This is a genomic window from Kribbella sp. NPDC006257 (genome assembly GCF_040613535.1).
Classification (GTDB): domain Bacteria; phylum Actinomycetota; class Actinomycetes; order Propionibacteriales; family Kribbellaceae; genus Kribbella.
In genome coordinates this window covers 210,872-233,731 of the sequence record NZ_JBEXSJ010000007.1, presented here as the reverse complement: position 1 = coordinate 233,731, position 22,860 = coordinate 210,872, and the positions used below count along the sequence as shown (strand labels likewise).

20 protein-coding genes, 1 tRNA gene and 1 riboswitch are annotated in these 22,860 nt (G+C 68.4%); of the genes, 19 read left to right on the top strand and 2 right to left on the bottom strand.

Annotated features, from left to right (window positions below; genetic code table 11):
- Positions 1 to 142 precede the first annotated feature (142 nt).
- From ABZ004_RS11585 to ABZ004_RS11535, 11 genes are all read left to right on the top strand, one after another.
- On the top strand, positions 143 to 883 hold the full coding sequence (locus ABZ004_RS11585) for a class I SAM-dependent methyltransferase (protein WP_355679734.1): 741 nt from the start codon (positions 143 to 145) through the stop codon (positions 881 to 883).
- A gap of 5 nt (positions 884 to 888) precedes the next feature.
- Positions 889 to 981: riboswitch (ZMP/ZTP riboswitch) on the top strand.
- Positions 982 to 1,011: 30 nt separating this feature from the next.
- Positions 1,012 to 1,851, top strand: a complete 840-nt coding sequence (locus ABZ004_RS11580; protein WP_355679733.1) for a bifunctional 5,10-methylenetetrahydrofolate dehydrogenase/5,10-methenyltetrahydrofolate cyclohydrolase — start codon at positions 1,012 to 1,014, stop codon at positions 1,849 to 1,851.
- A gap of 89 nt (positions 1,852 to 1,940) precedes the next feature.
- Positions 1,941 to 2,309 (top strand): chorismate mutase, encoded by a 369-nt coding sequence (gene aroH / locus ABZ004_RS11575; protein WP_355679732.1) that lies wholly within the window; start codon positions 1,941 to 1,943, stop codon positions 2,307 to 2,309.
- Positions 2,306 to 3,376 carry a prephenate dehydrogenase gene (locus ABZ004_RS11570; protein WP_355679731.1) on the top strand — a complete coding sequence of 357 codons (1,071 nt, stop codon included), beginning with the start codon at positions 2,306 to 2,308 and terminating at the stop codon, positions 3,374 to 3,376. Before aroH ends, ABZ004_RS11570 begins: the two co-directional genes overlap by 4 nt.
- Before the next feature lie 10 nt (positions 3,377 to 3,386).
- Complete coding sequence (gene cmk / locus ABZ004_RS11565) at positions 3,387 to 4,076, top strand: (d)CMP kinase (protein ID WP_355679730.1); 690 nt, start codon at positions 3,387 to 3,389, stop codon at positions 4,074 to 4,076.
- Complete coding sequence (locus ABZ004_RS11560; RefSeq protein WP_355679729.1) at positions 4,073 to 4,801, top strand: lysophospholipid acyltransferase family protein; 729 nt, start codon at positions 4,073 to 4,075, stop codon at positions 4,799 to 4,801. Before cmk ends, ABZ004_RS11560 begins: the two co-directional genes overlap by 4 nt.
- On the top strand, positions 4,794 to 6,176 hold the full coding sequence (gene der / locus ABZ004_RS11555; protein WP_355679728.1) for a ribosome biogenesis GTPase Der: 1,383 nt from the start codon (positions 4,794 to 4,796) through the stop codon (positions 6,174 to 6,176). The genes ABZ004_RS11560 and der overlap by 8 nt, the downstream gene beginning before the upstream one ends.
- 83 nt (positions 6,177 to 6,259) lie before the next feature.
- Positions 6,260 to 6,332: transfer RNA gene (locus ABZ004_RS11550), tRNA-Pro, on the top strand.
- Positions 6,333 to 6,381: 49 nt separating this feature from the next.
- Positions 6,382 to 7,161 (top strand): hypothetical protein, encoded by a 780-nt coding sequence (locus ABZ004_RS11545; RefSeq protein WP_355679727.1) that lies wholly within the window; start codon positions 6,382 to 6,384, stop codon positions 7,159 to 7,161.
- A 54-nt stretch (positions 7,162 to 7,215) separates the two neighbouring features.
- Positions 7,216 to 8,148, top strand: a complete 933-nt coding sequence (locus ABZ004_RS11540) for a trypsin-like peptidase domain-containing protein (protein ID WP_355679726.1) — start codon at positions 7,216 to 7,218, stop codon at positions 8,146 to 8,148.
- A gap of 277 nt (positions 8,149 to 8,425) precedes the next feature.
- Positions 8,426 to 9,061, top strand: coding sequence for a tetratricopeptide repeat protein (locus ABZ004_RS11535; protein ID WP_355679725.1), 636 nt, complete (start codon positions 8,426 to 8,428; stop codon positions 9,059 to 9,061).
- Positions 9,062 to 9,313: 252 nt separating this feature from the next.
- Here the strand turns inward: ABZ004_RS11535 and ABZ004_RS11530 are convergent, their stop codons facing one another.
- Complete coding sequence (locus ABZ004_RS11530) at positions 9,314 to 9,973, bottom strand: MBL fold metallo-hydrolase (RefSeq protein WP_355679724.1); 660 nt, start codon at positions 9,971 to 9,973, stop codon at positions 9,314 to 9,316.
- 16 nt (positions 9,974 to 9,989) lie between these two features.
- Positions 9,990 to 10,697 (bottom strand): maleylpyruvate isomerase family mycothiol-dependent enzyme, encoded by a 708-nt coding sequence (locus ABZ004_RS11525; RefSeq protein WP_355679723.1) that lies wholly within the window; start codon positions 10,695 to 10,697, stop codon positions 9,990 to 9,992.
- A gap of 181 nt (positions 10,698 to 10,878) precedes the next feature.
- On the opposite strand from ABZ004_RS11525, the gene uvrA reads away from it, so the two are divergent.
- From uvrA to ABZ004_RS11485, 8 genes are all read left to right on the top strand, one after another.
- The gene (uvrA, locus tag ABZ004_RS11520; protein ID WP_355679722.1) at positions 10,879 to 13,950 is read left to right on the top strand and encodes an excinuclease ABC subunit UvrA; all 3,072 of its coding nucleotides are present in this window, start codon (positions 10,879 to 10,881) and stop codon (positions 13,948 to 13,950) included.
- The gene (locus ABZ004_RS11515; RefSeq protein WP_355679777.1) at positions 13,947 to 14,885 is read left to right on the top strand and encodes a serine hydrolase domain-containing protein; all 939 of its coding nucleotides are present in this window, start codon (positions 13,947 to 13,949) and stop codon (positions 14,883 to 14,885) included. Before uvrA ends, ABZ004_RS11515 begins: the two co-directional genes overlap by 4 nt.
- 128 nt (positions 14,886 to 15,013) lie before the next feature.
- Positions 15,014 to 15,361 carry a hypothetical protein gene (locus ABZ004_RS11510; RefSeq protein ID WP_355679721.1) on the top strand — a complete coding sequence of 116 codons (348 nt, stop codon included), beginning with the start codon at positions 15,014 to 15,016 and terminating at the stop codon, positions 15,359 to 15,361.
- A 93-nt stretch (positions 15,362 to 15,454) separates the two neighbouring features.
- The gene (locus ABZ004_RS11505) at positions 15,455 to 15,793 is read left to right on the top strand and encodes a hypothetical protein (RefSeq protein WP_355679720.1); all 339 of its coding nucleotides are present in this window, start codon (positions 15,455 to 15,457) and stop codon (positions 15,791 to 15,793) included.
- A 17-nt stretch (positions 15,794 to 15,810) separates the two neighbouring features.
- On the top strand, positions 15,811 to 16,119 hold the full coding sequence (locus ABZ004_RS11500) for a hypothetical protein (protein ID WP_355679719.1): 309 nt from the start codon (positions 15,811 to 15,813) through the stop codon (positions 16,117 to 16,119).
- A gap of 113 nt (positions 16,120 to 16,232) precedes the next feature.
- Positions 16,233 to 16,649 carry a DUF6507 family protein gene (locus ABZ004_RS11495; RefSeq protein ID WP_355679718.1) on the top strand — a complete coding sequence of 139 codons (417 nt, stop codon included), beginning with the start codon at positions 16,233 to 16,235 and terminating at the stop codon, positions 16,647 to 16,649.
- Positions 16,650 to 16,664: 15 nt separating this feature from the next.
- The gene (locus ABZ004_RS11490; RefSeq protein ID WP_355679717.1) at positions 16,665 to 22,205 is read left to right on the top strand and encodes a toxin glutamine deamidase domain-containing protein; all 5,541 of its coding nucleotides are present in this window, start codon (positions 16,665 to 16,667) and stop codon (positions 22,203 to 22,205) included.
- Positions 22,202 to 22,726, top strand: a complete 525-nt coding sequence (locus ABZ004_RS11485) for a hypothetical protein (RefSeq protein ID WP_355679716.1) — start codon at positions 22,202 to 22,204, stop codon at positions 22,724 to 22,726. Before ABZ004_RS11490 ends, ABZ004_RS11485 begins: the two co-directional genes overlap by 4 nt.
- Positions 22,727 to 22,860 lie beyond the last annotated feature (134 nt).

Genomic DNA, 22,860 nt, shown 5'->3' with positions numbered 1-22,860 from the left:
GGGGGTCCGGTCAGGAAATAACCCCTCCTGAACCTCCGGGTGCCTGTCCGGGCGGCCGGGTTGTTGACCGGATCTCTGGGTTGGTGTCCGGGCTGGCGAAAATTTGTCGCGGCGGACGTGGGCCGGCGCTAGCGTTCAGCAAATGACTGATGACCCGTACGGCGATGAGCGGTTGGTCGGCCTCTACGACCTCGACAACCCGGATGGCATCGATCACGCGTACTTCCGCGCGCTGGCCGACGAACTCAAGGCGACCAAGATCGTGGACCTTGGCTGCGGCACCGGGCTGCTGACCAGAAGCTTCGCAAAAGAAGGTCGTGAGGTGATCGGGGTCGACCCGAGCAAGACGATGCTGGACTACGCGCGGAAGCAGCCGGGCGCGGAGGCCGTCACCTGGATCGACGGCGACGCGAGTGCGATCGAGCAGAGCGGCGACGCCGGGCTCGTCATCAGTTCCGGCAACACGATGATGCACATCAGCAACGACGACCTGCCAGGGGTGCTCACCTCGGTCGCCGGAGCCCTCAAGCCAGGCGGCGTCTTCAGCTTCGAGAGCCGCAACCCGGCCGCGCGCGCCTGGGAACAGTGGGGCCGCGACGCGACGTACGGCGAGCGCGACACTCCCGTCGGCCGCCTGATCGAGTGGATGGACGTCCTCGAGGTCGATGAAGGCAGGGTCGTCTTCGAAGCACACAACGTCTTCGAGGACGGCAGCGATGCGGTTTCCATCACCACCCTGTACTTCCGTACTGCGGAACGCCTCACCACCGCTCTGGAAAAGGCCGGCCTCACCGACATCACCATCCACGCCGGTTGGCAAACCGAGCCGTTGACCGACACCTCCCGGCTGTTCGTTTTCCGGGCCACGAAGCCGGTCGACTAAAGTAGGCGGCGGATCGCGACTGGCGTTCGGGTGGATCACCACCGGGGAGCGGTCCGCCGGAGGACCTCCGGCCGAAGCCGCGCGCCTGGGTGACCGACCTGTTCGTCGACGCCCGAAGGAGCGCGTGTATGACTGCCCAGCTGATGATCGGTACCGACCTCGCCGCCGAGATGGTGGCCAGAGCGGCCGAGCGAGCCAAGAAGCTGCAGGACGAGACCGGCGTCCAGCCCTGCCTGGCGACCGTCCTGGTCGGCGACGACCCGGCCTCGGCGACGTACGTCCGGATGAAGCAGAACCGGAGCAAGAAGGCCGGCATCGGCTCGCGCAGCGTCGTACTGCCCGCGGAGACCACCACCGAGGAGCTCGTCGCCGAGCTGACCAAGCTCTCCGAGGACCCGTCCGTGCACGGGATCCTGCTGCAGCACCCGGTGCCGGCCCAGATCGACGAGCGCGCCGCGTTCGAGGCGATCAACCCCGAGAAGGACGTCGACGGCGTCACCATGCATGCGTTCGCCGCGATGGCGTTCGGCGAACCGGGCTTCCGGTCCTGTACGCCGGGCGGCATCCTCCGGCTGCTCGAGGCGTACGACGTCCCGCTGGAAGGCGCCCACGCCGTCGTCATCGGACGCAGCCCGATCCTCGGCAAGCCGGTCGGAATGTTGCTGCTGGCATCGAACGCGACCGTCACCTACACGCACTCGAAGACCCGCGGCCTGGCCGACATCGTGCGGACCGCCGACATCGTGGTCGCCGCCGTCGGCAAGGCGAACTTCGTCCGGGGCGACTGGCTCAAGCCCGGTGCAGTGGTGATCGATGCCGGATACAACGAAGGCAACGTCGGGGACGTGCACTTCGAGGAGGCCGCCGAGGTGGCGAGCCTGATCACCCCGGTGCCCGGCGGGGTCGGCCCGATGACCATCTCGCTGCTGCTGGAGCAGACCGTCGACGCTGCGGAACGGCAGTCGTAGGGGCAGAATGCGAGACAGCTGGGCGCCGCTACGGCGAAATGGTTAGGGTTGACGTGAGCAAGTAAGTGGCGAACTAGGAGGCAGGCACTGTGGCGGTACGGGCGATCCGGGGAGCCACCCAGCTCGAGAAGGACGAGCGCGAGCACCTGCTCGAGCGGTCCGCCGAGCTGGTCCGGGCGGTGCTGCAGGCCAACGACCTGGAGTCCGCGGACCTGATCAGCATCCTGTTCACGGTCACCCCGGATCTGCGGTCGGAGTTTCCCGCGGTGGCCGGCCGGCAGATCGGGCTCACCGACGTACCGCTGATGTGCATGCAGGAGATCGACGTACCGCACGCGCTGCCGCGGGTGGTCCGGATGATGGTGCACGCGGAGTCGCCGCGTTCGCGGGAGAAGATCCAGCATGTCTACCTGCACGGCGCCGTCAAGCTTCGCCCCGACCTGACGGGTGCTCAGTGACCGAGCTGCGCGGACCGGTCCGGATCGTCGGCACCGGACTGATCGGTACGTCGATCGGCCTGGCGCTCGGGCGGCTCGGCGTCGTCGTGGAGCTGGTCGACGCCGATCCCGACAACGCCCTGATGGCGGAGCGGATCGGGGCCGGCTCGCGGCTGGTCCAGATCGAGCCGCAGCTCGTCGTCGTCGCCGTACCGCCGGATCACGTCGGCGCGGTGGTGGCCGAGCAGCTGAAGCAGAGCGACGCGATCGTCACCGACGCGGCCAGCGTGAAGTCGAAGCCGCTCACCGAGGCCCGGGCGCTCAGTTCGGCCGAGGACCTCACCCGGTACGTCGGCAGCCACCCGATGGCCGGATCGGAACGCAATGGCCCGCTCGCAGGCAGGGCGGACCTGTTCGACGGCGCAACCTGGGCCGTCACTCCGCACGAGACCAGCTCGACCGAAGCCGTCGAGCTCGTACGCCGGCTCGCCGAGGCAGCCGGTGCGCGCACGGTCGAGCTGTCCGTCGAGGACCACGACCTGGCCGTCGCCCGCGTCTCGCACCTGCCGCAGCTGATGTCGTCGCTCGCGGCCGGCACGCTGGTCGACGCGCCGGCCGCCCACCTGGAGCTGTCCGGCCAGGGCGTTCGCGACGTCACCCGGATCGCGGCCAGCGATCCCGGCCTGTGGACCCAGATCGTCTCGGCCAACTCACCGGCCCTGAGCGGCCTGCTGGAAGGGATCCGGGACGAACTCGACCGGCTACTCATTGCCCTGGGCAAGGAAGAGGCGGCCGACGAGGTGACCGCGGTGCTGAACCGCGGCGTCTCCGGCGCGGTCCGGGTGCCCGGCAAGCACGGCGCCCCGCACATCGAGCTGGTGCCGGTGCTCGTCACGATCCCCGACCGGCCCGGCCAGCTGGCCCGGCTGTTCAACGACGCGGCCGCCTCGGGCGCGAACGTCGAGGACCTGCGGATCGACCACAGCCCCGGTCGCCCGGTCGGTGAGGTCGAGCTGGACGTCAAGCCGGACTCGGTGGACCAGCTGGTGCGGGTACTGACCGAGCGGGGCTGGGCCGTACACCGGTAACCTCTGGCCCATGATCATCGCTGTCGACGGCCCGAGCGGTTCCGGTAAATCGAGCACGGCCCGCGGGGTCGCCACCAGGTTGGGACTGCAGTACCTCGACACCGGTGCGATGTACCGCGCGGTGACCTGGTCGGTGCTGGAGCACGGGATCGACCCCGCCGATCAGGACGCGGCCGCGAACCGGGCCCGCGAGCTGCAGCTGGCGATGTCTACGGACCCGCAGCACCAGACCGTCGGAGCCGACGGGACGGACATCACCGAGGCGATCCGGGATCCACGGATCAGCGAGAGCGTGAGCAAAGTAGCCGCCACCAACCTCGCCGTACGGGCTGAGCTGATCGCCCGGCAGCGGGCGATCATCGCGGCTGCTCAGCCGACCGGCGGGATCGTCGTGGAGGGCCGCGACATCGCGACCGTGGTCGCTCCCGAGGCCGAGCTGAAGGTGGTCCTCACCGCCGACCAGGAAGCCCGGATGGCCCGCCGCAAGGCCGAGCTGACCGAGGGTGCGGTATCCGCCGAGCAGTTGCGGGACCAGATCGTCCGGCGGGATGCCGACGACTCGACCGTCGCCCAGTTCCTGGTGGCCTCCGACGGGGCCGTCACCGTCGATTCCACTCACCTGTCACTGGAGGAGGTCATCGAAGTGATCTGCCGTCTGGCGAAAGAGGCCGAGGCCGCCCCTCGCGACCGGGAGTCATGACCGCCGAGCTCACCGGCCACCGGGAGCTGCCGCGGACCGACGACCTGGCCCCTTTGCCGTACCGGCTCGGCGTGCCGCTGCGGCTGGTGGTCCGCCAGTACTTCCGCCGGCGCTACGACCTGACCGTGCACCGCGAGGACCTGTTCCCGCGCACCGGCCCGGTGTTGATGGCACCGAACCACCTCGGTCTCCTCGACGGCCCGCTGCTGGGCGCGATCGCACCCCGGATGGTGCACCAGCTCGGCAAGATCGAGGCCTTCACCGGGTTGCAGGGCAAGGTGCTGGTCCGGGTCGGCCAGATCCCGATCGACCGGTCCGCGTACGACGTATTGGCGATCCGCCGCGCGATCCAGGTGCTGCGGGCCGACCGGGTGCTCACCATCTATCCGGAGGGCAGGCGGGGACCGGGGGACTTCCGACGGATGCGGACCGGGGTCGCCTACCTGGCCGCCGTGACCGGTACGCCGATCCTGCCGGTCGCGCTGCTCGGGACCAGGCAGCCGGGCGGTGACGTGGAGCGCTTTCCGCCCCGCGGAACCCGGCTGGATGTGGTGTATGGCGAACCTTTCACCGTCGAGCGCGTACCATTTCCGAGGAGGCACTCGGATTTACGCGTGATTGCCGACCAGATCGGCGACGTGCTGCGGGCCCATGTGCAGGCGGCCGTCGCAGCCACCGGCAACCCGCTTCCGGGGATGCCAGACCAGAAGGATCCTGATGAGTGACCTGCCCACCGGCTACGAGTTCGCCGCGGAGCCGACCCACGAGCGCGAGGACACCGGCCCGCTGCCCGTGGTCGCGATCGTCGGCCGGCCCAACGTCGGCAAGTCGACGCTGGTGAACCGGATCATCGGCCGCCGGGAAGCGGTGGTCGAGGACACTCCGGGGGTCACCCGGGACCGCGTCTCGTACGACGCCAACTGGGCCGGCCGCGGCTTCACGCTCGTCGACACCGGCGGCTGGGACCCGGACGCGGTCGGCTTCGCGGCCCTGGTCGCAGCGCAGGCCGAGGTGGCGATCAGTCTCGCGGACGCCGTGATCTTCGTGGTGGACGCGACCGTCGGGATCACCGACTCCGACGAAGCGGTCGTCCGCGTACTGCGGAAGTCGGGCAAGCCGGTCGTGCTCGCGGCCAACAAGGTGGACGACCAGCGGGTCGAGGCCGAGGCGATGAACCTGTGGAGCCTCGGGATCGGTGAACCGTTCCCGATCTCCGCGATGCACGGGCGCGGCACCGGGGACATGCTGGACGCAGTACTGGCTGCCCTGCCGGACGCACCGGCCGAGCGCGACGCCGAGATCGGCGGACCGCGCCGGGTAGCGATCGTCGGCAAGCCGAACGTGGGCAAGTCCTCGCTGCTGAACAAGGTGGCCAAGGAGGACCGCGTAGTCGTCAGCGACGTCTCCGGTACGACGGTCGACCCGGTCGACGAGCTGATCGTGCTCGGCAAGAAGCAGTGGCGCTTCATCGACACCGCCGGCATCCGACGCAAGGTGAAGAACGTCCAGGGCCACGAGTACTACGCCAGCCTGCGCACCAACAGCGCGATCGAGCGGGCTGAGGTCGTCGTAGTCGTGGTCGACGCGTCCGAGCCGATGACCGAGCAGGACATCCGGATCATGAACACGGTCGAGGAGACCGGCAAGGCGCTCGTGATCGCCTACAACAAGTGGGACCTGGTTGACGAGGACCGCCGGTACTACCTGGAGAAGGAGATCGACCGCGACCTGGTGCAGTTCCGCTGGGCGCCGCGGGTGAACATCTCCGCGATGACCGGGCGGCACATGGAGAAGCTGGTGCCCGCCATCGAGGCAGCGCTGGACGGCTGGCAGACGCGCGTCCCGACCGGCCAGCTGAACGCGTTCCTCGGCCGGCTCGTGGCGGCGCACCCGCACCCGGTCCGCTCCGGCAAGCAGCCGAAGATCCTGTTCGGCACCCAGGCCACCACGATGCCGCCGACGTTCGCGATCTTCACCTCAGGCGCCTTCGAACCGTCGTACCAACGCTTCATCGAACGCCGCCTCCGAGAAGACTTCGGCTTCGTAGGCAGCCCCGTCCACGTCCAAATCCGCCCGCGGGTGAAGAAGCCGAAGAGCTAACTCAGAAGTCGTGGGAACCCGGTAAGAAGCACCCCGTCGGATGGGGTAAGGTTTACTCGCTCGCTGCTACAGGAGTGGGTTTTCGGGCTGTGGCCTAGTTGGTAAGGCGCTAGTCTGGGGGACTAGAGATCCCGAGTTCAAGTCTCGGCAGCCCGACCGAAAGAGGAGCACCGACAATGTCGGTGCTCCTCTTTAGTCTCCCCTCATGAACGCGATCGGGGACAAGCGCGGCTGGACCGACGCCCAGTTGCGAGAGGCGATCGAGGGCAGCCGGTCCTGGCGTGCAGCCGCTCGAGCCTTGGGGTTGAAGGACACCTCCGCGAGCGTGGTGAGAACCATCAAACGCCACACAGCGCGGCTGGAACTCGACGTCTCTCATTTCACTGGTCAGCGTCGATGGTCCGACCGTCAACTGCGTGAGGCGGTCGTGGCGTCTACGTGCTGGGCCGAGGTGATGAGCGGCCTCGGAGTGGCGGATAACGGGCCGGATCGGGTGCGGGTCAAGGGGCACGCGGCGAGGCTGGGGTTGGACTGGGGGCACCTGAAGACTCCGCACCATCACTCGGAGCCGGGTGAGGTTTTCGATGAGCCGGTACGCGAGGAGATGCTGAGTGCTGCGGCACCGGCGGTGGCTATGGCGTGGTTCGCCTTGCGCGGTTGTGCCGTCGCGCTGCCGGTCGAGCCGCAGGAGTATGACCTGCTGGTGACCATGCCAAAAGGCATCCAGCGGGTTCAGGTGAAGACGTGTGTTCGGCCGAACGGTAAGGGTCGCTGGTCAGTGGGCGTCGGGCGACGGCCGTACGTGCTGGACAAGTCCGCAGGAAAGATGCCGTACGACCCTGATGGGTTGGACTTGTTCTTCATCGTGCTGGGGAACGGCAGCATCTACCTGATCCCGAGCGCTGTGCTGGCCGGACGTGTGCAGATCGATGCGGGTAGTTACGCGCCGTACCGCGTCGGCGACGCATCGAGCCTCGTGAGCTGAGCTTCCCTTCTCCTGGCTTGATTGCACTGTAATGATGTAATCAGGAGGCGTGTGATGGCGGACGATGACGTACTGGATGCTTACTCGCGGGTGGTTTCGGGGGTGGCGGAGCATCTCATCCCGCGGGTGGCCAGTTTGCGGGTGCAAGGGCGGCGGGGTGAGTCGTCGGGGTCGGCAGTGGTGCTGACGGCGGACGGGCATCTGCTGACTAATGCTCACGTGGTTGGTGATGGTGATGGGGCGACGGCGGAGTTTGCTGACGGGACCACTGCGCAGGCGACAGTGATCGGGGTGGACCGGCTGTCGGATCTCGCCGTACTACGGGCGGATCGGGCGATCCCGGATCCGCCGGAGTACGGGGATGCGGACGGACTGAAGGTCGGGAACCTGGTCGTTGCCGTGGGCAACCCTCTGGGGCTGGCCGGGAGTGTGACCGCGGGAGTGGTGAGTGCTCTCGGGCGGTCGCTGCCGGTGCGGTCGGGGTCGGCGCAGCGCATCATCGAGGATGTGATCCAGACCGACGCGGCGCTGAATCCGGGCAACTCCGGCGGAGCGCTTGCCGATGGCAACGGACGGGTGATCGGTATCAACACGGCCGTCGCCGGGATCGGCCTCGGGCTCGCCGTACCGATGAATCCGACCTCGCGCCGGATCATCTACTCGCTCCTGCACGACGGCCGGGTCCGTCGCGCCTACCTCGGACTCGTCACCACACCGGCGCCACTGCGCCCGAACCTGGTCGAGCGTTTCGGCCAACGCACAGGTTTGCGCATCGTCGAGGTCATCGCCGGCAGCCCGGCGGCGGATGCCGGTCTTCGCCAAGGCGATCTGGTCCTAGCGGTCGACGGTACGCCGTTGCGCGACGCCCAGTCGCTCCAGCGCCAACTCTTCGCCGACGCCATCGGCCGCCGCACAGAAATCACCGCCATCCGCAACGGCGCCCTAGTCGACGTCGTCGCCGAACCAGCCGAGCTCACCGACCGCTGACCGGCCGCCGGCGGTCAATCCGACCCAGGAACTCGATCACCGGCAACCCATCAGCGTACCGACGGACATGAGGTGTCCAGGCGTACGCCGCACTGCCACGCTCAGGCCGTGCCTCGGTGGGCCGAGCCCGGGGCACACCTCATGTCCGTCGGTACACCGCTTCGAGGTAAAGGTCAGCACAAATCGGTCGGCGACCGCGCGGTTGTCCGCCCATCTGGTCCCGAAGCCGACCTACGATCCCTGGGTGGGGGCCTGTGCGGCGTACGGAGGAGACAGAGTGGACGACCGGGTCGAACGGTCGCGCGAGCTGTACGAGCAGGCGATCTTCAACGGCACCGAAGGCGTTCTGGCACAGGCGGATGCCGAACTGGACGCCGCCGAGGCCGACCTGGCGCTGGCGCGCGGCCGGCTGCTGCACGGACGGTTCATTGCCGGCGGCAAAGAAGATCCGGCGGAGCTCCCGCTCTTCCAGCGTTCGCTCGAGCTCTACCGCAAGCTCGCCGACCAGAGCGGCGAGGCCGAGGCGCTCTTCTGGATCGGCTGCTTCTACCAAGTCGTCTGGCAGGACAACGACGGCGCCGTCGACGCCCTGACCCGATCGGCCGATCTGGCCCGCGAGACCGGAGCCAACCTCACGCTGTCCTACGCCCTCCGCCACCTGGGCATCGCCGCCCAACAGTCCGGGCAACTCGACCTAGCCCGAAGTCGGCTCGAGGAATCAACGGCACTCCGCCAGGACCTGGGCTTCCTCACCGGCGTCGCCGCCAACCTGGTCGGCCTGACCTACCTCGCCATCGCCCAAGACCGCCCGGACGACGCCGCAGCCCTGGCCGACGAAGCCACCGCCCTCGCCGAATCCACCGGCGCCACCAACATCCTCGCCCAAATCACCGAAGCCCGCCGCCACCTCTGAGCCCATCGCAACCAGGCACCCCGCGTACGCCGTACCGGTCAGCCCATGGCAACCAGGCACCCCGCGTACGCCGTACCGGCAGCTCTCCTCGGCCGGGCCGCGCGCGCTGGGGTTGTCCCCCGAAAAGTGGGGTTGCCGACGTGCATACAGAGCGCCAACCCCCACTTTGAGGGGATAACCGCTGAAACTAGGGGTTCGCCGCCAGCTGCCGAGATCCTGGATCGGGCCGAGCGAGATCCCAACGGCGAAGTGCTACCAGCCGCGTTCGTGCCATTCGGGGAGGTGGGGGCGTTCGGTGCCGAGGGTGGTGTCGGCGCCGTGGCCGGGGTAGACCCAGGTTTCGTCGGGGAGGCGGGCGAAGAGTTTGGTTTCGACGTCGTGGATGAGGGACTCGAAATTCTTCTTGTTGCCGCGGGTGTTGCCGACGCCGCCGGGGAAGAGCGAGTCGCCGGTGAAGAGGTGGGGGGCGCCGGTCGGGTCGTCGTACAGGAGCGCGATCGAGCCCGGTGTGTGCCCGACGAGGTGGATGACCTCGAGGCTGTGCTCGCCGACCTTGATCTGGTCGCCGTCGCCGACCGCCTCGTCGGTCTTCACCGGGATGGCGTCGGCGTCCTCGCGTCCCGCGGCCGTGGTCGCACCCGTCTTGGCGACCACCTCCGCGAGCGCCTGCCAGTGGTCGCCGTGCTGATGCGTCGTGATGACCCGCGTGAGACCGCCGGCGCCGATCACTGACAGCAGGGTCGAAGCGTCGTTGGCAGCGTCGATCAGCACCTGCTCGTCGGTCTGCCGGCAGCGCAGTAGATAAGCGTTGTTGTTCATCGGCCCCACGGCGACCTTGGTGATCATCAGCTGAGCCAGCTCATGCGTCTGCACCGGCCCACCGACGTGAACATTCCCGTGGTACTCAGTCATGCGTTGTTCTCCCATGTCATCCCCACTTCGGTACGTCGGGAAGCCCGCCGTCCGCCGAGAGCGTGCTCCCGTCGTCCCGGCCCAGCACCCAGCTCAGCAAGGCAGCAGTGCCGCCAGTGACGATCTTTGCATCAGCAGGCCGGTCAGGTGATGTCCACGCGCTCTCGGAGCTCCGCAGTACGACCGGTACGTCGTCCGGCCACCGCGTAGTCACATAAGTCAGCAGCACTTCCCGCGACTCGGCAGGCACATCGGCAAAGGTGTACCCGAGCCCCAGATCCACATGATGGACCTCCAGCTCGTTCAGCCGCGCCACGACGATCTGGTCCGCAGTACGGACCACGCCGCTCGGCCAGGAGATCTCTGTGAGCCACGCCACCTCCGGCAGATCCTCGAACCGCTCCCGCAACCGCGCCTCAGCTGCGTTGAGGTCATCAACCTGTACGGCGAGCGCTCGCCCGGCACCGACTTCGATATCGGCCTCCCGCGCCTCCACCGAGGCGTACATCGGCTTGCGGACCCCCGTCTGCGCCCAGTCGCACAAGTTCACGAGCGCGTCGGCGTTGCGGGCCAGGTGCGTCAGAACGTGCCCGACGGTCCAGCCGGGCAGCAGCGACGGGCGTCGTACGTCGGCGTCCGTCAGCCGGGCGAGGGTGTCCTGCAGGCGGCCGCAGGCGGACGGTAACTCCGCCAGCAGCCGGTTCGTTGGCTCCGATGCGACCATGGCCTGAGACTATCGAATATGCTTTCGAAAGAGGCCGTGGATCCGGTCCGGATCGTCGGCGGAAGTTTTTGTCGGTGGGCCTCGTTAGCATGACCGGGCATGTCCCAGGTGTCGGTTCCGGATCCGTCGATGACGGTTCAGGGCCGCCCAGAAACCCTCGAGAACGGCTGAGAGTGCGCTTGTGTCTGACCGTCTGATCGTGCGTGGAGCGCGTGAGCACAACCTGAAGGACGTCTCGCTCGACCTGCCGCGCGACGCCATGATCGTCTTCACCGGGCTGTCCGGGTCGGGCAAGTCCAGCCTGGCCTTCGACACCATCTTCGCGGAGGGCCAGCGGCGTTACGTGGAGTCGCTGTCGGCGTACGCGCGGCAGTTCCTGGGCCAGATGGACAAACCGGACGTCGACTTCATCGAGGGGCTGTCACCGGCCGTCTCGATCGACCAGAAGTCGACCTCGAAGAACCCGCGCTCCACCGTCGGCACGATCACCGAGGTGTACGACTACCTCCGGCTGCTCTTCGCCCGGGCCGGCCGGCCGCACTGCCCGGAGTGTGGCGAGCCGATCGCCAAGCAGACCCCGCAGCAGATCGTCGACCGGGTCCTCGACCTGGACGAGGGCACCCGGTTCCAGGTGCTCGCGCCGGTGATCCGCGGACGCAAGGGGGAGTACCTCGACCTCTTCCGGCAGCTCAGCGGCCAGGGCTTCAGCCGGGCCCGGGTGGACGGCGAGACGATCCAGCTGACCGAGCCGCCGAAGCTGGACAAGCAGAAGAAGCACACCATCGACGTGGTGGTCGACCGGCTCGCGGTGAAGGGCTCCGCGAAGCAGCGGCTGACCGACTCGGTGGAGACCGCGCTCGGGCTGTCCGGCGGCATCGTCACGCTCGACTTCGTCGACCTGGACGAGAAGGACCCGCAGCGCGAGCGCCGGTTCTCCGAGAAACTCGCCTGCCCGAACGACCACCCGCTCGCGATCGACGAGCTGGAGCCACGGTCGTTCTCGTTCAACTCGCCGTACGGCGCCTGCCCGGTCTGCTCGGGTCTCGGCACCCGGATGGAGGTCGACCCGGAGCTGCTCGTCCCGGACCCGTCGAAGTCACTCGACGAGGGCGCGATCCAGCCGTGGGCCGGAGCGAACGTCACGCAGTACTTCGAACGTCTGCTCGGCGCGCTCGCCAAGGACCTCAAGATCAAGACCAGTACGCCGTTCGGCGAGCTGCCCGCGAAGGCGAAGCAGTCCCTGCTCACCGGGCACGACCGCCAGGTGCACGTCTCGTACAAGAACCGCTACGGCCGCGAGCGCTCGTACTACACCACCTTCGAAGGCGTCATCCCGTACGTCGAGCGCCGGCACGCCGAGGCGTCCAGCGACACCAGCCGGGACCGCTTCGAGGGATACATGCGCGAGGTGCCCTGCCTGGCCTGCAACGGTGCCCGGCTGAAGCCGATCTCGCTCGCGGTCACCATGGGCGGCAAGAACATCGCCGAGATCGGCGCGATGTCGATCGACGAGGTGCACGCGTTCCTGGCCGACATGGAGCTGTCCCCGCGCGAGAAGCAGATCGCCGAGCGGGTGGTGAAGGAGATCGGCGAGCGGCTGCAGTTCCTGCTGGACGTCGGCCTGGACTACCTCGCGCTGAACCGGCCGGCGGGGTCGCTGTCCGGCGGCGAGGCGCAGCGGATCCGGCTCGCCACCCAGATCGGCTCCGGCCTGGTCGGGGTGCTCTACGTGCTGGACGAGCCGTCGATCGGCCTGCACCAGCGGGACAACCGGCGGCTGATCGACACCCTCGTCCGGCTGAAGGACCTCGGCAACACGCTGATCGTCGTCGAGCACGACGAGGACACCATCGACCACGCCGACTGGGTGGTCGACATCGGCCCCGGCGCCGGCGAGCACGGTGGCCAGGTCGTCGTCTCCGGCACGGTCGAGGACCTGCGCAACCACCCGGACTCGATCACCGGTGCGTACATCTCGGGTCGCAAGGAGATCCCGATCCCGGCAGTACGCCGGCCGCTCACCGAGGGCCGTGAGCTCACCGTGTACGGCGCGCGCGAGCACAACCTGCAGGATATCGACGTGACGATTCCGCTGGGCGTTTTCGTCGCGGTCACCGGGGTCTCGGGCTCGGGCAAGTCCACGCTGGTGAACGACATCCTCTACACCTCGCTGGCCCGGCAGATCTATGGCGCCCGGACGATCCCCGGCCGGCACACGAAGATCTCCGGGATGGAGCACGTCGACAAGGTCATCCACGTCGACCAGTCGCCGATCGGCCGGACCCCGCGGTCCAACCCGGCGACCTACACCGGCGTCTGGGACCACGTCCGGAAGCTGTTCGCGGAGACCCCCGAGGCGAAGGTCCGCGGGTACCAGCAGGGCCGCTTCTCGTTCAACGTGAAGGGCGGTCGCTGCGAGGCCTGCTCCGGCGACGGCACACTGAAGATCGAGATGAACTTCCTGCCGGACGTCTACGTGCCGTGTGAGGTCTGCCACGGCGCGCGGTACAACCGCGAGACGCTCGAGGTGCACTACAAGGGCAAGACGGTCGCGGACATCCTGGACATGCCGATCGAGGAGGCGGCCGAGTTCTTCGCCGCGATCCCGGCGATCGCGCGGCATCTGACCACGCTGAACGAGGTCGGTCTGGGATACGTCCGGCTCGGGCAGCCGGCTCCCACGCTGTCCGGTGGTGAGGCGCAGCGGGTGAAGCTGGCGTCGGAGCTGCAGAAGCGGTCGACCGGCCGCACGGTGTACGTGCTGGACGAGCCGACGACCGGGTTGCACTTCGAGGACATCCGCAAGCTGCTCGGCGTACTGGGCAGTTTGGTTGACAAGGGCAACTCGGTGCTGGTGATCGAGCACAACCTCGACGTGATCAAGACCGCCGACTGGATCGTCGACCTCGGCCCCGACGGCGGCCGGCGCGGTGGCACATTGGTTGCCGAGGGCACCCCTGAGGAGGTCGCCGCGAACCCGGCGTCGTACACGGGCGAGTTCCTGGCCGAGATCCTGCACGGCCGCGCCGCCAAGCCCAGCGCGAGGAAGGCCGCCGAGTCCGCCACGAAGGCGCCGGCGAAGAAGGCGGTCGCGAAGAAGGCTGCACCGGCCAAGAAGGCGGCAGCCGCCAAGAAGACGGTTGCGAAGACCGCTACGGTGACGAGGACGAGCGGGACCAAGGCCAGCGGCACGAAGACGGCCGCCGCGAAGGCACCGGCGAAGAAGGTCGGAGCAAGGCGGGCCGCCGGATAGAGCTCGACTGGCTCGAAGAATCCTGGCAGCGGTCGGGAGCACCCGGCACGGCGCTGGCGCTCCTGACCGGCGGCCGGCTGCGCACCGCCCTGTACTTCGGTGCAGCTGTCGCCGGCAGACCGTTGACTTCGGCAACCACCTTCGACGGCGCCTCGCTGACCAAGCCGTTCTTCGCCTGGTACGTGCTGGAGCTGGCCGCCGCCGGCGAGCTCGATCTGTACGCACCGATCTCGATCGACTACGCGACGATCGGTGCCGCCGACGACCCGAGGCTCACGCGGATCACCCCCGCTATGGTCCTCTCCCACCAGACAGGCCTGCCGAACTGGCGACCAGACGGCGAACCACTGCGCCTGGTCGCAACACCGGGGGAGCAGGTCGTCTATTCCGGCGAAGGCTTCCAGGTACTCCTCAAAGCGCTCCAGAACGCGCGCGGCGCGGACACTGTCGCCGCTGAACTGCGCGACCTACTCGATCAGTTCTCGATGACCAGCAGTTCGTTCGTGGATCCGCCGACCGGTGAATCGGTGCAGTCCACCGAGGTCGCGATAGGTCACGACGCCTCCGGCCGGGCGCTCACGCGGCGGCTACGCGACCGGATCGGCGCGTACGGCACGCTGGATCTCACGCTTCCCGACTACGTCAGCTTCCTAGAATCCGCCTTCTGGGGTTGGGACTCGGCCACCTCCCGCAAGATCCGCGCACTCACGACCGGCCCGTACGGCGTACCCGACGGTGGCCGGACGCTCGGCTGGGGATTCTGGTCGCGCGAAGACGGGACGACCGTGTTGCATCAGAACGGCGACAACCCGGGCTTCAAGCACACGGTTCTCGTCGCCCCGGCAGCCGGCGAAGCAGTGGTTGTCCTGACCAACGGCGAAGGCGGGGCGGCGCTCACGGACGAGGTGGCCGCGAGATTCCGTAGTACGGACTGAGCGGGGCGGGATGGCAAGCCCTTAAGCCCGGATGCAAAGGTGTGACACGCACCGGACGGGTGGGCGGTGGCGAACCCCCGAGCGTTTAGATTAGGCGCGTTGTTCGTTCCGGACCTGAAGGGGTGCATGTGGCGCGCCAGTACGACACCCAGCTGATCGAGTCGGTGGCGGTTCGCCGGCGACGGTTGCGGGAGGCGTGGTTGTTCGGTTCGGCGCGCTCGCGGAACACCCTCGACGAAGGGGTGACGAAGCTCTTCGCGAGCGCTGCCGTCGCGGCCGTGGTCTGCGCGGGCTGCGTCGGCTACTCCTTCATCCAGGACCAGCGGGGCAAAGGCCCGGGCGGTCCGGTCGAACCCAGCGCGACCGTCTCGAGCCCGACCTCGTCCGGGACGCCGGTGCCCAGTGGCGCGCCGACCGGCGTACCGACCGGCACCTCGACGAACGTACCCAAAGGCCCTGTTTCCAAGACGTCCTGAGCCCCAGCTAGTGGGAACCGGGAGCGACCCCGGCCACGTCTATCGTGGGGAACGTCGAGAGCAGGCAACAAAAATCTTCGGAGGGACTCTGCTGTGAGCACTCGTTGGGACATGGGTAAAGACACCCTGAGCACCCTGGCCAAGAAGACGGGGACCGGTACGCAGGACCTCGGCGGGCTGGTCAAGCAGCTCGCGGCGGCCGCCGAGCCGCTGGAAGGCAAGCTGCAGGGTGGCGGTCACGACGCGTTCATGGCCTTCAAGGGCCGGGTGGACAAGATCGCCGCGGATCTCAACGCGGGAATGGCCGCGATCGCGGCAGGCCAGCAGGGCATGGACAAGGCGGTCCGCACCGCGGAGACCGACATGTCCCAGGCTGCCAAGAAGGCAGAAGGCGCGGCGAACTTCGACGCCGCCAAGTTCGGCAACCGCTGAGACGGGGAGTTACTGACATGGGTGGACGTACCGGATTCGACAGCGGCGCCAGCGGCGACACGCAGGGCAAGATCACCAGCCTCTCGGGCCAGATCGAGTCGTTGCTCTCGCAGCACAAGGCGAACGTCAAGGCGATGCGCGCCGACGCGAGCATGAACAAGGTGATGGACGACTACGACGCGGTCGAGGCGAAGTTCAACGCCGCCGCGGCCGAGGTGCAGAGCATCATCAAGTCGCTGTCGTCGACCCTGAAGGAGTTCGACGGCATCGGCGAGACCGCGCACGGCGCGGCATCCACCGCGGTGCGGGGGATGACCGGCGGCTGACCTGCCGCCCCTTCCGGGAGCGAACGACCAGCGCGCAGTGCGCGCTGGTCCTGCTCTGTGCTGTCCAGATACACATCGTTGAGCCCGGGTTCGCGGGCGTCGAGAGGTCGAGAATGGTCAAGTGGAGCATCGAGGGTGCTGCCGCGATGGAGAGTCTGAAGGGCATTCAGACTCGCGCGGGCGACTTCCAGGGAATCAGTGAAACGCTGGGCACGGCCTTGCAGGACGCCGCCACGAACGCCTCGATGAGCGGCAAGGGTGGCGTGATCGCGCAGGCGATCAGCGAGTTCGCCGACAAGTGGAAGAACTCGCTGCCCGGCATGGTGAAGCGCACCGGCGATGTGCTGACCGGGACGTCGAACGCCGTGATGGCGCTCGAGAACGGGCAGACCGAGATGGCCCAGGCGGCCCAGCGCGGGATCCAGCTGGCCGACGGCGTCGATCCGCGCGCGATCATCAACTCCGCCGCCGCGGCGTACGCGGCCGAGGTCGCCGCCAGCCAGCCCAAGCCGCCGCACGGCGCGGTCTGAGACGGGAGCCGGCAGATGATCAAGGTCGAAGGTATCCCGAAGTTCGAGGGCAACCTGGAAACGGTCCTCACCGCCGCCACGAACCTGGTGACCACGGGGAACAACATCGTGTCGATCGCCCAGGACCTCGAGTTGAAGTTCCGCAACGGCATGGACGCGCACTACATCGACGGGCCGGAGAAGGGCCTGTTACTGAACGCGATGCTGCCGGTGAAGAACGAGGGCGAGCTGTTCGGCCCCGAGCTGAGCAAGCTCGCGGGTGCGCTCCGCGTCTTCGTCAGCGAGGTCAAGGACCAGGTCAGCAAGCTGAACGGCGTCAAGGGCCGGGCCGAAGCGTGGAAGCGGATGGTCGGCAATACGCCCGAGGACGAGATCGACGACAACGAGGACTGGGTCAAGCAGGAGAACCAGCTCCACAAGGACATCTCGGACTCGATGCAGGCCATCAGTGAGGCCGAGAACCGCTGCGCGAACAAGATCGCGGCCCTGTACGGCGGGCGCAAGTGGGACGAGAAGAGCGGGCACCGCGACGGCGATCCCGAGCCGCCGGCGACCGACGAGGAGAAGGAGCCGCCGTGGGGTAAGCCGCTGGAGTACGACGCCCCCTGGTACGAGGACGTCGGCAACTTCGCGGTCGGCGTACTGAAGGGCGTCTTCGTCGACGGCCTCCTCGGCACCCTGGACGCGCTGACGACGCTGATCCCGATCCAGCCGCTGCTGAAGTCGATGGGTGTGGACAGCATCTTCGGGCACGAACTGCCCGACTGGAACAAGTGCGGACAGGCTTGGAAGGGCGTCGGTCTGACGCTCGCGGCCGCCGCTATGTATGCCACACCGGGTGCTGCTGCGTTCATGCATATGGTCTTCCCGGAGACAGCCGCCTACCTCGACAACGTGGGCATCACCGTGCTCAAGGGCATGGTCGCGTGGGACATGTGGGGCGAGGACCCGGGCCGTGCGCTCGGCCAGGTCGGCTTCAACGTGATCACCACGGTCGGTACCGGTGGCGCCGGTGGCGCTGTGCGTGCCACGGCGATGGCCGGCAAGTATGGCGCGGTGGCGGCGAAGGTTGCCAAGGGCGCCGAAATCGCGGTGAACGTGACCGGCAAGTTCGTACGGCCGGGGCAGGCCGCCTTCGATCTTGCGATGAAGCTGCCGAAGGTGAGCAATCTCGCGATCAAGGTCGGCAGCAACCCGGTGATCGGTGGGCTGGCCAAGCTCGGCGGGCTGGACATTCCGAAGGTGGGCAAGGGGATCGACCTGCCCAGCGCGCATGTCGGTGTCGATGCACCGCACGTGCCGGAGCACACGCCGGTCTCGGTCGGCGGCGGGGACTCGACCCCGGCGTACCACGGCGGCGACAGTACGCCGAACGTCGGCCACTCGGACACACCGGGCAACGTCGGCGGGGGAGACCACACCCCGTCGTCCCCAGCCGACCCCACACCGTCCCACTCGGACACGCCAGCCGCCCACACGGATGCACCAGCTGCGCACACGGATGCACCTGCGCCACACTCGGATACTCCGGCTGCGCACACCGACGCGCCCGCGCACTCCGACACCCCGACCTCACCGTCGGACAGCCCCGCCGCCCACACCGATGCCCCCACGCACTCGGACACCCCGGCGTCGCACGACCCGAACACCCCGACCCACGCCGACACCCAAACCACCCCCGGCACCCACACCCCAGACTCTCCGACGACGCATTCGCCGGATTCCCCGACGACGCACAGCCCGGATTCTCCGACGACCCACTCGCCGGATTCTCCGACCACGCACAGCCCGGATTCTCCGACGACGCATTCGCCGGACAGCCCGACGACCCATTCGCCGGACTCTCCGACGACGCACAGCCCGGATTCTCCGACGACGCATTCGCCGGATTCTCCGACCACGCACACGCCGGACAGCCCGACGACTCACTCGCCGGATTCTCCGACCACGCATTCGCCGGACAGCCCGACGACTCACACCCCGGACTCTCCGACTACGCATTCGCCGGACAGCCCCAGCACGCACACGCCGGATCACCCGACCACGCACTCGCCGGACAGCCCGACGACGCATACGCCGGATACTCCGGCTCATCACGATCCGAGTGGGCAGCCGGGGCACATCGATTCGCGTCTGCATCCGGACGGCCCGCCGGCCGCGCACGACCCCAACCGGATCGGCGACCGCCTCAACCCGGATGGTCCTGGGCGTCCGCACGAGCCGAGCACCATCGATTCGCGTCTGCACCCCGACGGTCCGCCGGCCGCGCACGACCCGAACCGCATCGGCGACCGGCTCAACCCCGACCGCCCGAACGCGCCGCACGAACCCGACGCGATGACGCACGCCCCGGACGCCCCCACGACGCCGCATGGCGCCGACACGCCTCCGATGGCACCGCCGATGATGCCCGGCATGCACGCTCCCGGCCATGCGCCGGGCACCCACCCCGGCGGCGGACACGCCCCGGACCGTACGCCGAACCAGCCGCACGACCCGGCGCGGCGACCCGATGCGGACCAACCGCACACCGGCGCCGGCGAGCCGCACGGCACGACACCGCACCCGAACCAGCCGCACCCGAATCAGCCACATCCGAACCAGCCGAGCGCGCCTCCGCCGGTACCGCCGCACCACCTGCCGCCGTGGAGCGCGGGGCACCAGCACGGTGCTCCGGGGCAGCCGCGGCACGAGGTGGAGCCGCACCGGTACCACAACGAGGACCACGACGGCTCGCTGACCAACCGCCATCAGCGCGACGTCGGCGATCCGCCGGTCTCGAACGTGAAGAAGTGGATCAAGTCCGTCAACCCGTTCTTCAAGAGCGGGAAGCCGCGGTTCACCAACAACTGTGGTGACTCCAGTCGGACGTTCGCCGACACGCTGCAGGGTCGTGAGCCGCGGTTGGCGCACGCCGACCACAAGATTCCGCCGGGCGAGCGGATGGAGATGTACGAGAACACCGGCATCCGCCCGGACCGGATCAACGTACCCGGGTCGAAGAACTCCCGGGAGTACACCGACGGCGCGCTGAAGGCGATCGAGGACAGCCTGAAGGGCAAGCCGCCGGGCACGGTCGCGATCGTTGGTGGTTCGTGGCACAAGGGTGTGCTTCCCGACGGCACCTTGCCGCCTGGTGGTGGGCACTGGTTCAACGCGTTCGTCGACCAGAAGGGACGGGTCCGCTGGGCCGACGCCCAGAGCGGGAAGACGGGGGCGTGGCCGCCGAAGTACGGCAACGGCAAGGCGACGTTCAACGACCTCGAGGTGATGACTCGTCAGCCCGGTGGCAAGTGGGAGTCGCCGTGCGCACCCGGTCACCCGGTCGACGCAACCCCGCCGCCGGTCCCGCAGACCCCCACGCCGCAACACCCCTTCGGCCCCCAGTCCCACACCCCGAACCAACCGGGCCCCTACAACCCACCGGCCCCCCAACACCCAGTCCCGAACAACCCCTACCAACCAGGCCCACACAACCCTCCCCAGCAGCAGCCGGTGGCGAACAACCCGTACCAGCCGGGCCCGCACAACCCGCCTCAACAGCAGCCGGTGCCGAATAACCCGTACCAGCCGGGCCCGCACAACCCGCCTCAACAGCAGCCGGTGCCGAATAACCCGTATCAGCCGGGCCCGCACAACCCGCCCCAGCAACAGCCGGTGCCGAACAACCCGTACAACCCCACGCCGCAGCACACGCCTGCGCCGACGCAACATGCACCGGCCCAGCCGATGCAGCACGCGCCTGCTCAACCGACCACGTCTGCGCCGCATCCGCATCAGGACGGTCATGTCCCCGGTGAGGGTGAGATCGGTCAGCGGTTGAACCCGCAGACCACACCGCACCCGCATCAGGACGGTCACGTGCCGGGGGAGGGTGAGATCGGGCAGCGGTTGAACCCGGAGCAGACTCCGGCGGCGCCGCATCCGCATCAGGACGGTCATGTGCCGGGTGAGGGTGAGATTGGGCAGCGGTTGAACCCGGAGGGTCGGGCGCCGCATACGGATCCTGCGCATCCGCAGGCTGATCCGGCACACCCGCATGCCGACCCGGCACATCCGGAGGCTGACCCGGCGCATCCGTTGGCTGATCCTGCGCACCCGCAGTCGCACCAGCCGGCTGACGGCGTACCGTCCGCGCACGATCACGCACCCGATCCGTCAACCCGACGCGACATGCCGCCGCCCAAGGACCACACCCCGGCCCCGCACGACCCGAGTCACATCGAGTCGCGCCTCCACCCGGACGGCCCGCCCGCCACACACCACCCGAACCGGATCGACAACGCCCTCCACCCGGACGGTCCGCCGACTCACGCGCCGCACGATCCGAACCGGATCGAGAACGCGTTGCATCCGGATGGTCCGCCGACGCATGCGCCGCGTGATCCGAACCGGATCGAGAATGCGCTGCACCCGGACGGTCCGCCGACGCATGCGCCGCACGATCCGAACCGGATCGAGAACGCGCTGCACCCGGACGGTCCGCCGACGCATGCGCTGCGTGATCCGAACCGGATCGAGAATGCGCTGCATCCGGATGGTCCGCCGACGCATGCGCCGCATGATCCGAACCGGATCGAGAACGCGTTGCATCCGGACGGTCCGCCGACTCACGCGCCGCGTGATCCGAACCGGATCGAGAATGCGCTGCACCCGGATGGTCCGCCGACGCATGCGCCGCACGACCCGAACCGGATCGAGAGTCGGTTGAATCCGGAGCGGCCTGCTGATCCGCGGGAGAACTATCGGGTCGAGCAGCGGGCGCAGGAGCCAGTGGATCCGCGGACCGAGTGGTCGCAAGGCGGGCCGCAGCATCCGGTGCGCGATGCGCTTGATGGGCAGCACGCTCCGCCCCGTGAGCCACACGCCGGCGAACCGCATCAGGCTGCCGGTGAGCCGCACCAGCCGGGCCCCGACCCGCACCATCCGGGCGATGGTGGATATCACCCAGGTGAACCTGGTCCGCACAACGGGCAGGCCGGTTCTTCGGACAGCTACGGATCGAGCGAGTTCGTCGGGGAGTCGTTCCCGCACGCCGAGGAGGCGTACAAGCGGATCCGGGAGGCGGACGACGTTCCGGCGCTCGCGGACAACACCGGGCTCGACCCGAACGTGATCCACGAGGCGAAGCAGAACCTGTTCGCGCGCAAGCACGACGTCGCGACCGGTCCGGATACCTCCGAGCACGGCTACTTCACCGCCGACCAGCCGACCGCCGACCTTTGGGAGAAAGCTTCTTCCGGCGCCAAGCTGACCCCGGAGGAGTCCAGTCAGCTCCGTTCGCTGATCGCGCACGAGTACGTCGAGAGCCGGTTGCTCGAGGCCGGCCTGCCGTATCGGCCGACCCATCCCGACGCGTGGGAGGATGGCATGGTCAAGTTCAAGCCTGAGCATGTCGGCGCACACGACCTGGCGCCGCTGTCGATGCGTAGTGATCCCACCATGAATCTGCTGCGGCACTGGCGATCGCTCGGTCTGCCGCAGGTGGAGATCGCCGCGGACCTGTCCAACCTGGACGACGTGGTCCGGGCAGCGAGAGAGGGTAAAGGGCTGTGACGGACAACGTGGCCGCCGAGGGCGTGCTTTCCCGGTTGCTGGCGGTCAAATGGGATGACGACGAGGCGGCCTTCGAGCACCAGTCGTCGCGGGGCAGGCTGACCCAGGAGTACCTTCGCCGCGCGGCGCTCTGGGCGCGGGCGCTCGGTGCCGAGGACGGCTGGCCGTTCTTCGACATCGCGGCCGGAGTCGACCCCGGCGTACGAGCGGACCCGGCGCTGGTCGAGCAGCTGATCAGCAACAGCGGGTACGCCCTGGGCCATCCGACGGTCCGCTTGGTAGCCGAGGGCGCCTTGCACTGGGCGGCTCTCGGCGACCAGCCGCGGCAGCGGTTCGCGGACCTCGATGATCCGTACGAGCCGATGCTGGTGTTGTTCGAACGCGGTGGTGGGTTCATCACCGCGAACGGCTTCGTCGAGCTCGACTACGGCGCGGTGCCGATTCGGACCCTCGCCGACCGGGTCGCCCAGGAGCCGAAGCCGATCGATACCGTCACCCTCGACGAACTGGATGCGAAGTGATGAGCGGGGTGGTGTCCCATCGAATTGACCTTCGTACGGATCCGCGTTGATGATCGGTGGAGGGCAGCGGCTGTCATCGACGGCCGCCGGTACGCGGATCCGGAGAGCTACGAGCAAGCGGTCCGGGAAGCGTT

Excerpts from the sequence above, each read along its gene's own strand:
- ABZ004_RS11585 (WP_355679734.1), top strand. The coding sequence starts at position 143 with ATGACTGATGACCCGTACGGCGATGAGCGGTTGGTCGGCCTCTACGAC.
- ABZ004_RS11580 (WP_355679733.1), top strand. The coding sequence starts at position 1,012 with ATGACTGCCCAGCTGATGATCGGTACCGACCTCGCCGCCGAGATGGTG.
- cmk (WP_355679730.1), top strand. The coding sequence starts at position 3,387 with ATGATCATCGCTGTCGACGGCCCGAGCGGTTCCGGTAAATCGAGCACG.
- ABZ004_RS11560 (WP_355679729.1), top strand. The coding sequence starts at position 4,073 with ATGACCGCCGAGCTCACCGGCCACCGGGAGCTGCCGCGGACCGACGAC.
- der (WP_355679728.1), top strand. The coding sequence starts at position 4,794 with ATGAGTGACCTGCCCACCGGCTACGAGTTCGCCGCGGAGCCGACCCAC.
- ABZ004_RS11545 (WP_355679727.1), top strand. The coding sequence starts at position 6,382 with ATGAACGCGATCGGGGACAAGCGCGGCTGGACCGACGCCCAGTTGCGA.
- ABZ004_RS11540 (WP_355679726.1), top strand. The coding sequence starts at position 7,216 with ATGGCGGACGATGACGTACTGGATGCTTACTCGCGGGTGGTTTCGGGG.
- ABZ004_RS11530 (WP_355679724.1), bottom strand. The coding sequence starts at position 9,973 with ATGACTGAGTACCACGGGAATGTTCACGTCGGTGGGCCGGTGCAGACG.
- ABZ004_RS11525 (WP_355679723.1), bottom strand. The coding sequence starts at position 10,697 with ATGGTCGCATCGGAGCCAACGAACCGGCTGCTGGCGGAGTTACCGTCC.
- ABZ004_RS11500 (WP_355679719.1), top strand. The coding sequence starts at position 15,811 with ATGGGTGGACGTACCGGATTCGACAGCGGCGCCAGCGGCGACACGCAG.
- ABZ004_RS11495 (WP_355679718.1), top strand. The coding sequence starts at position 16,233 with ATGGTCAAGTGGAGCATCGAGGGTGCTGCCGCGATGGAGAGTCTGAAG.
- ABZ004_RS11490 (WP_355679717.1), top strand. The coding sequence starts at position 16,665 with ATGATCAAGGTCGAAGGTATCCCGAAGTTCGAGGGCAACCTGGAAACG.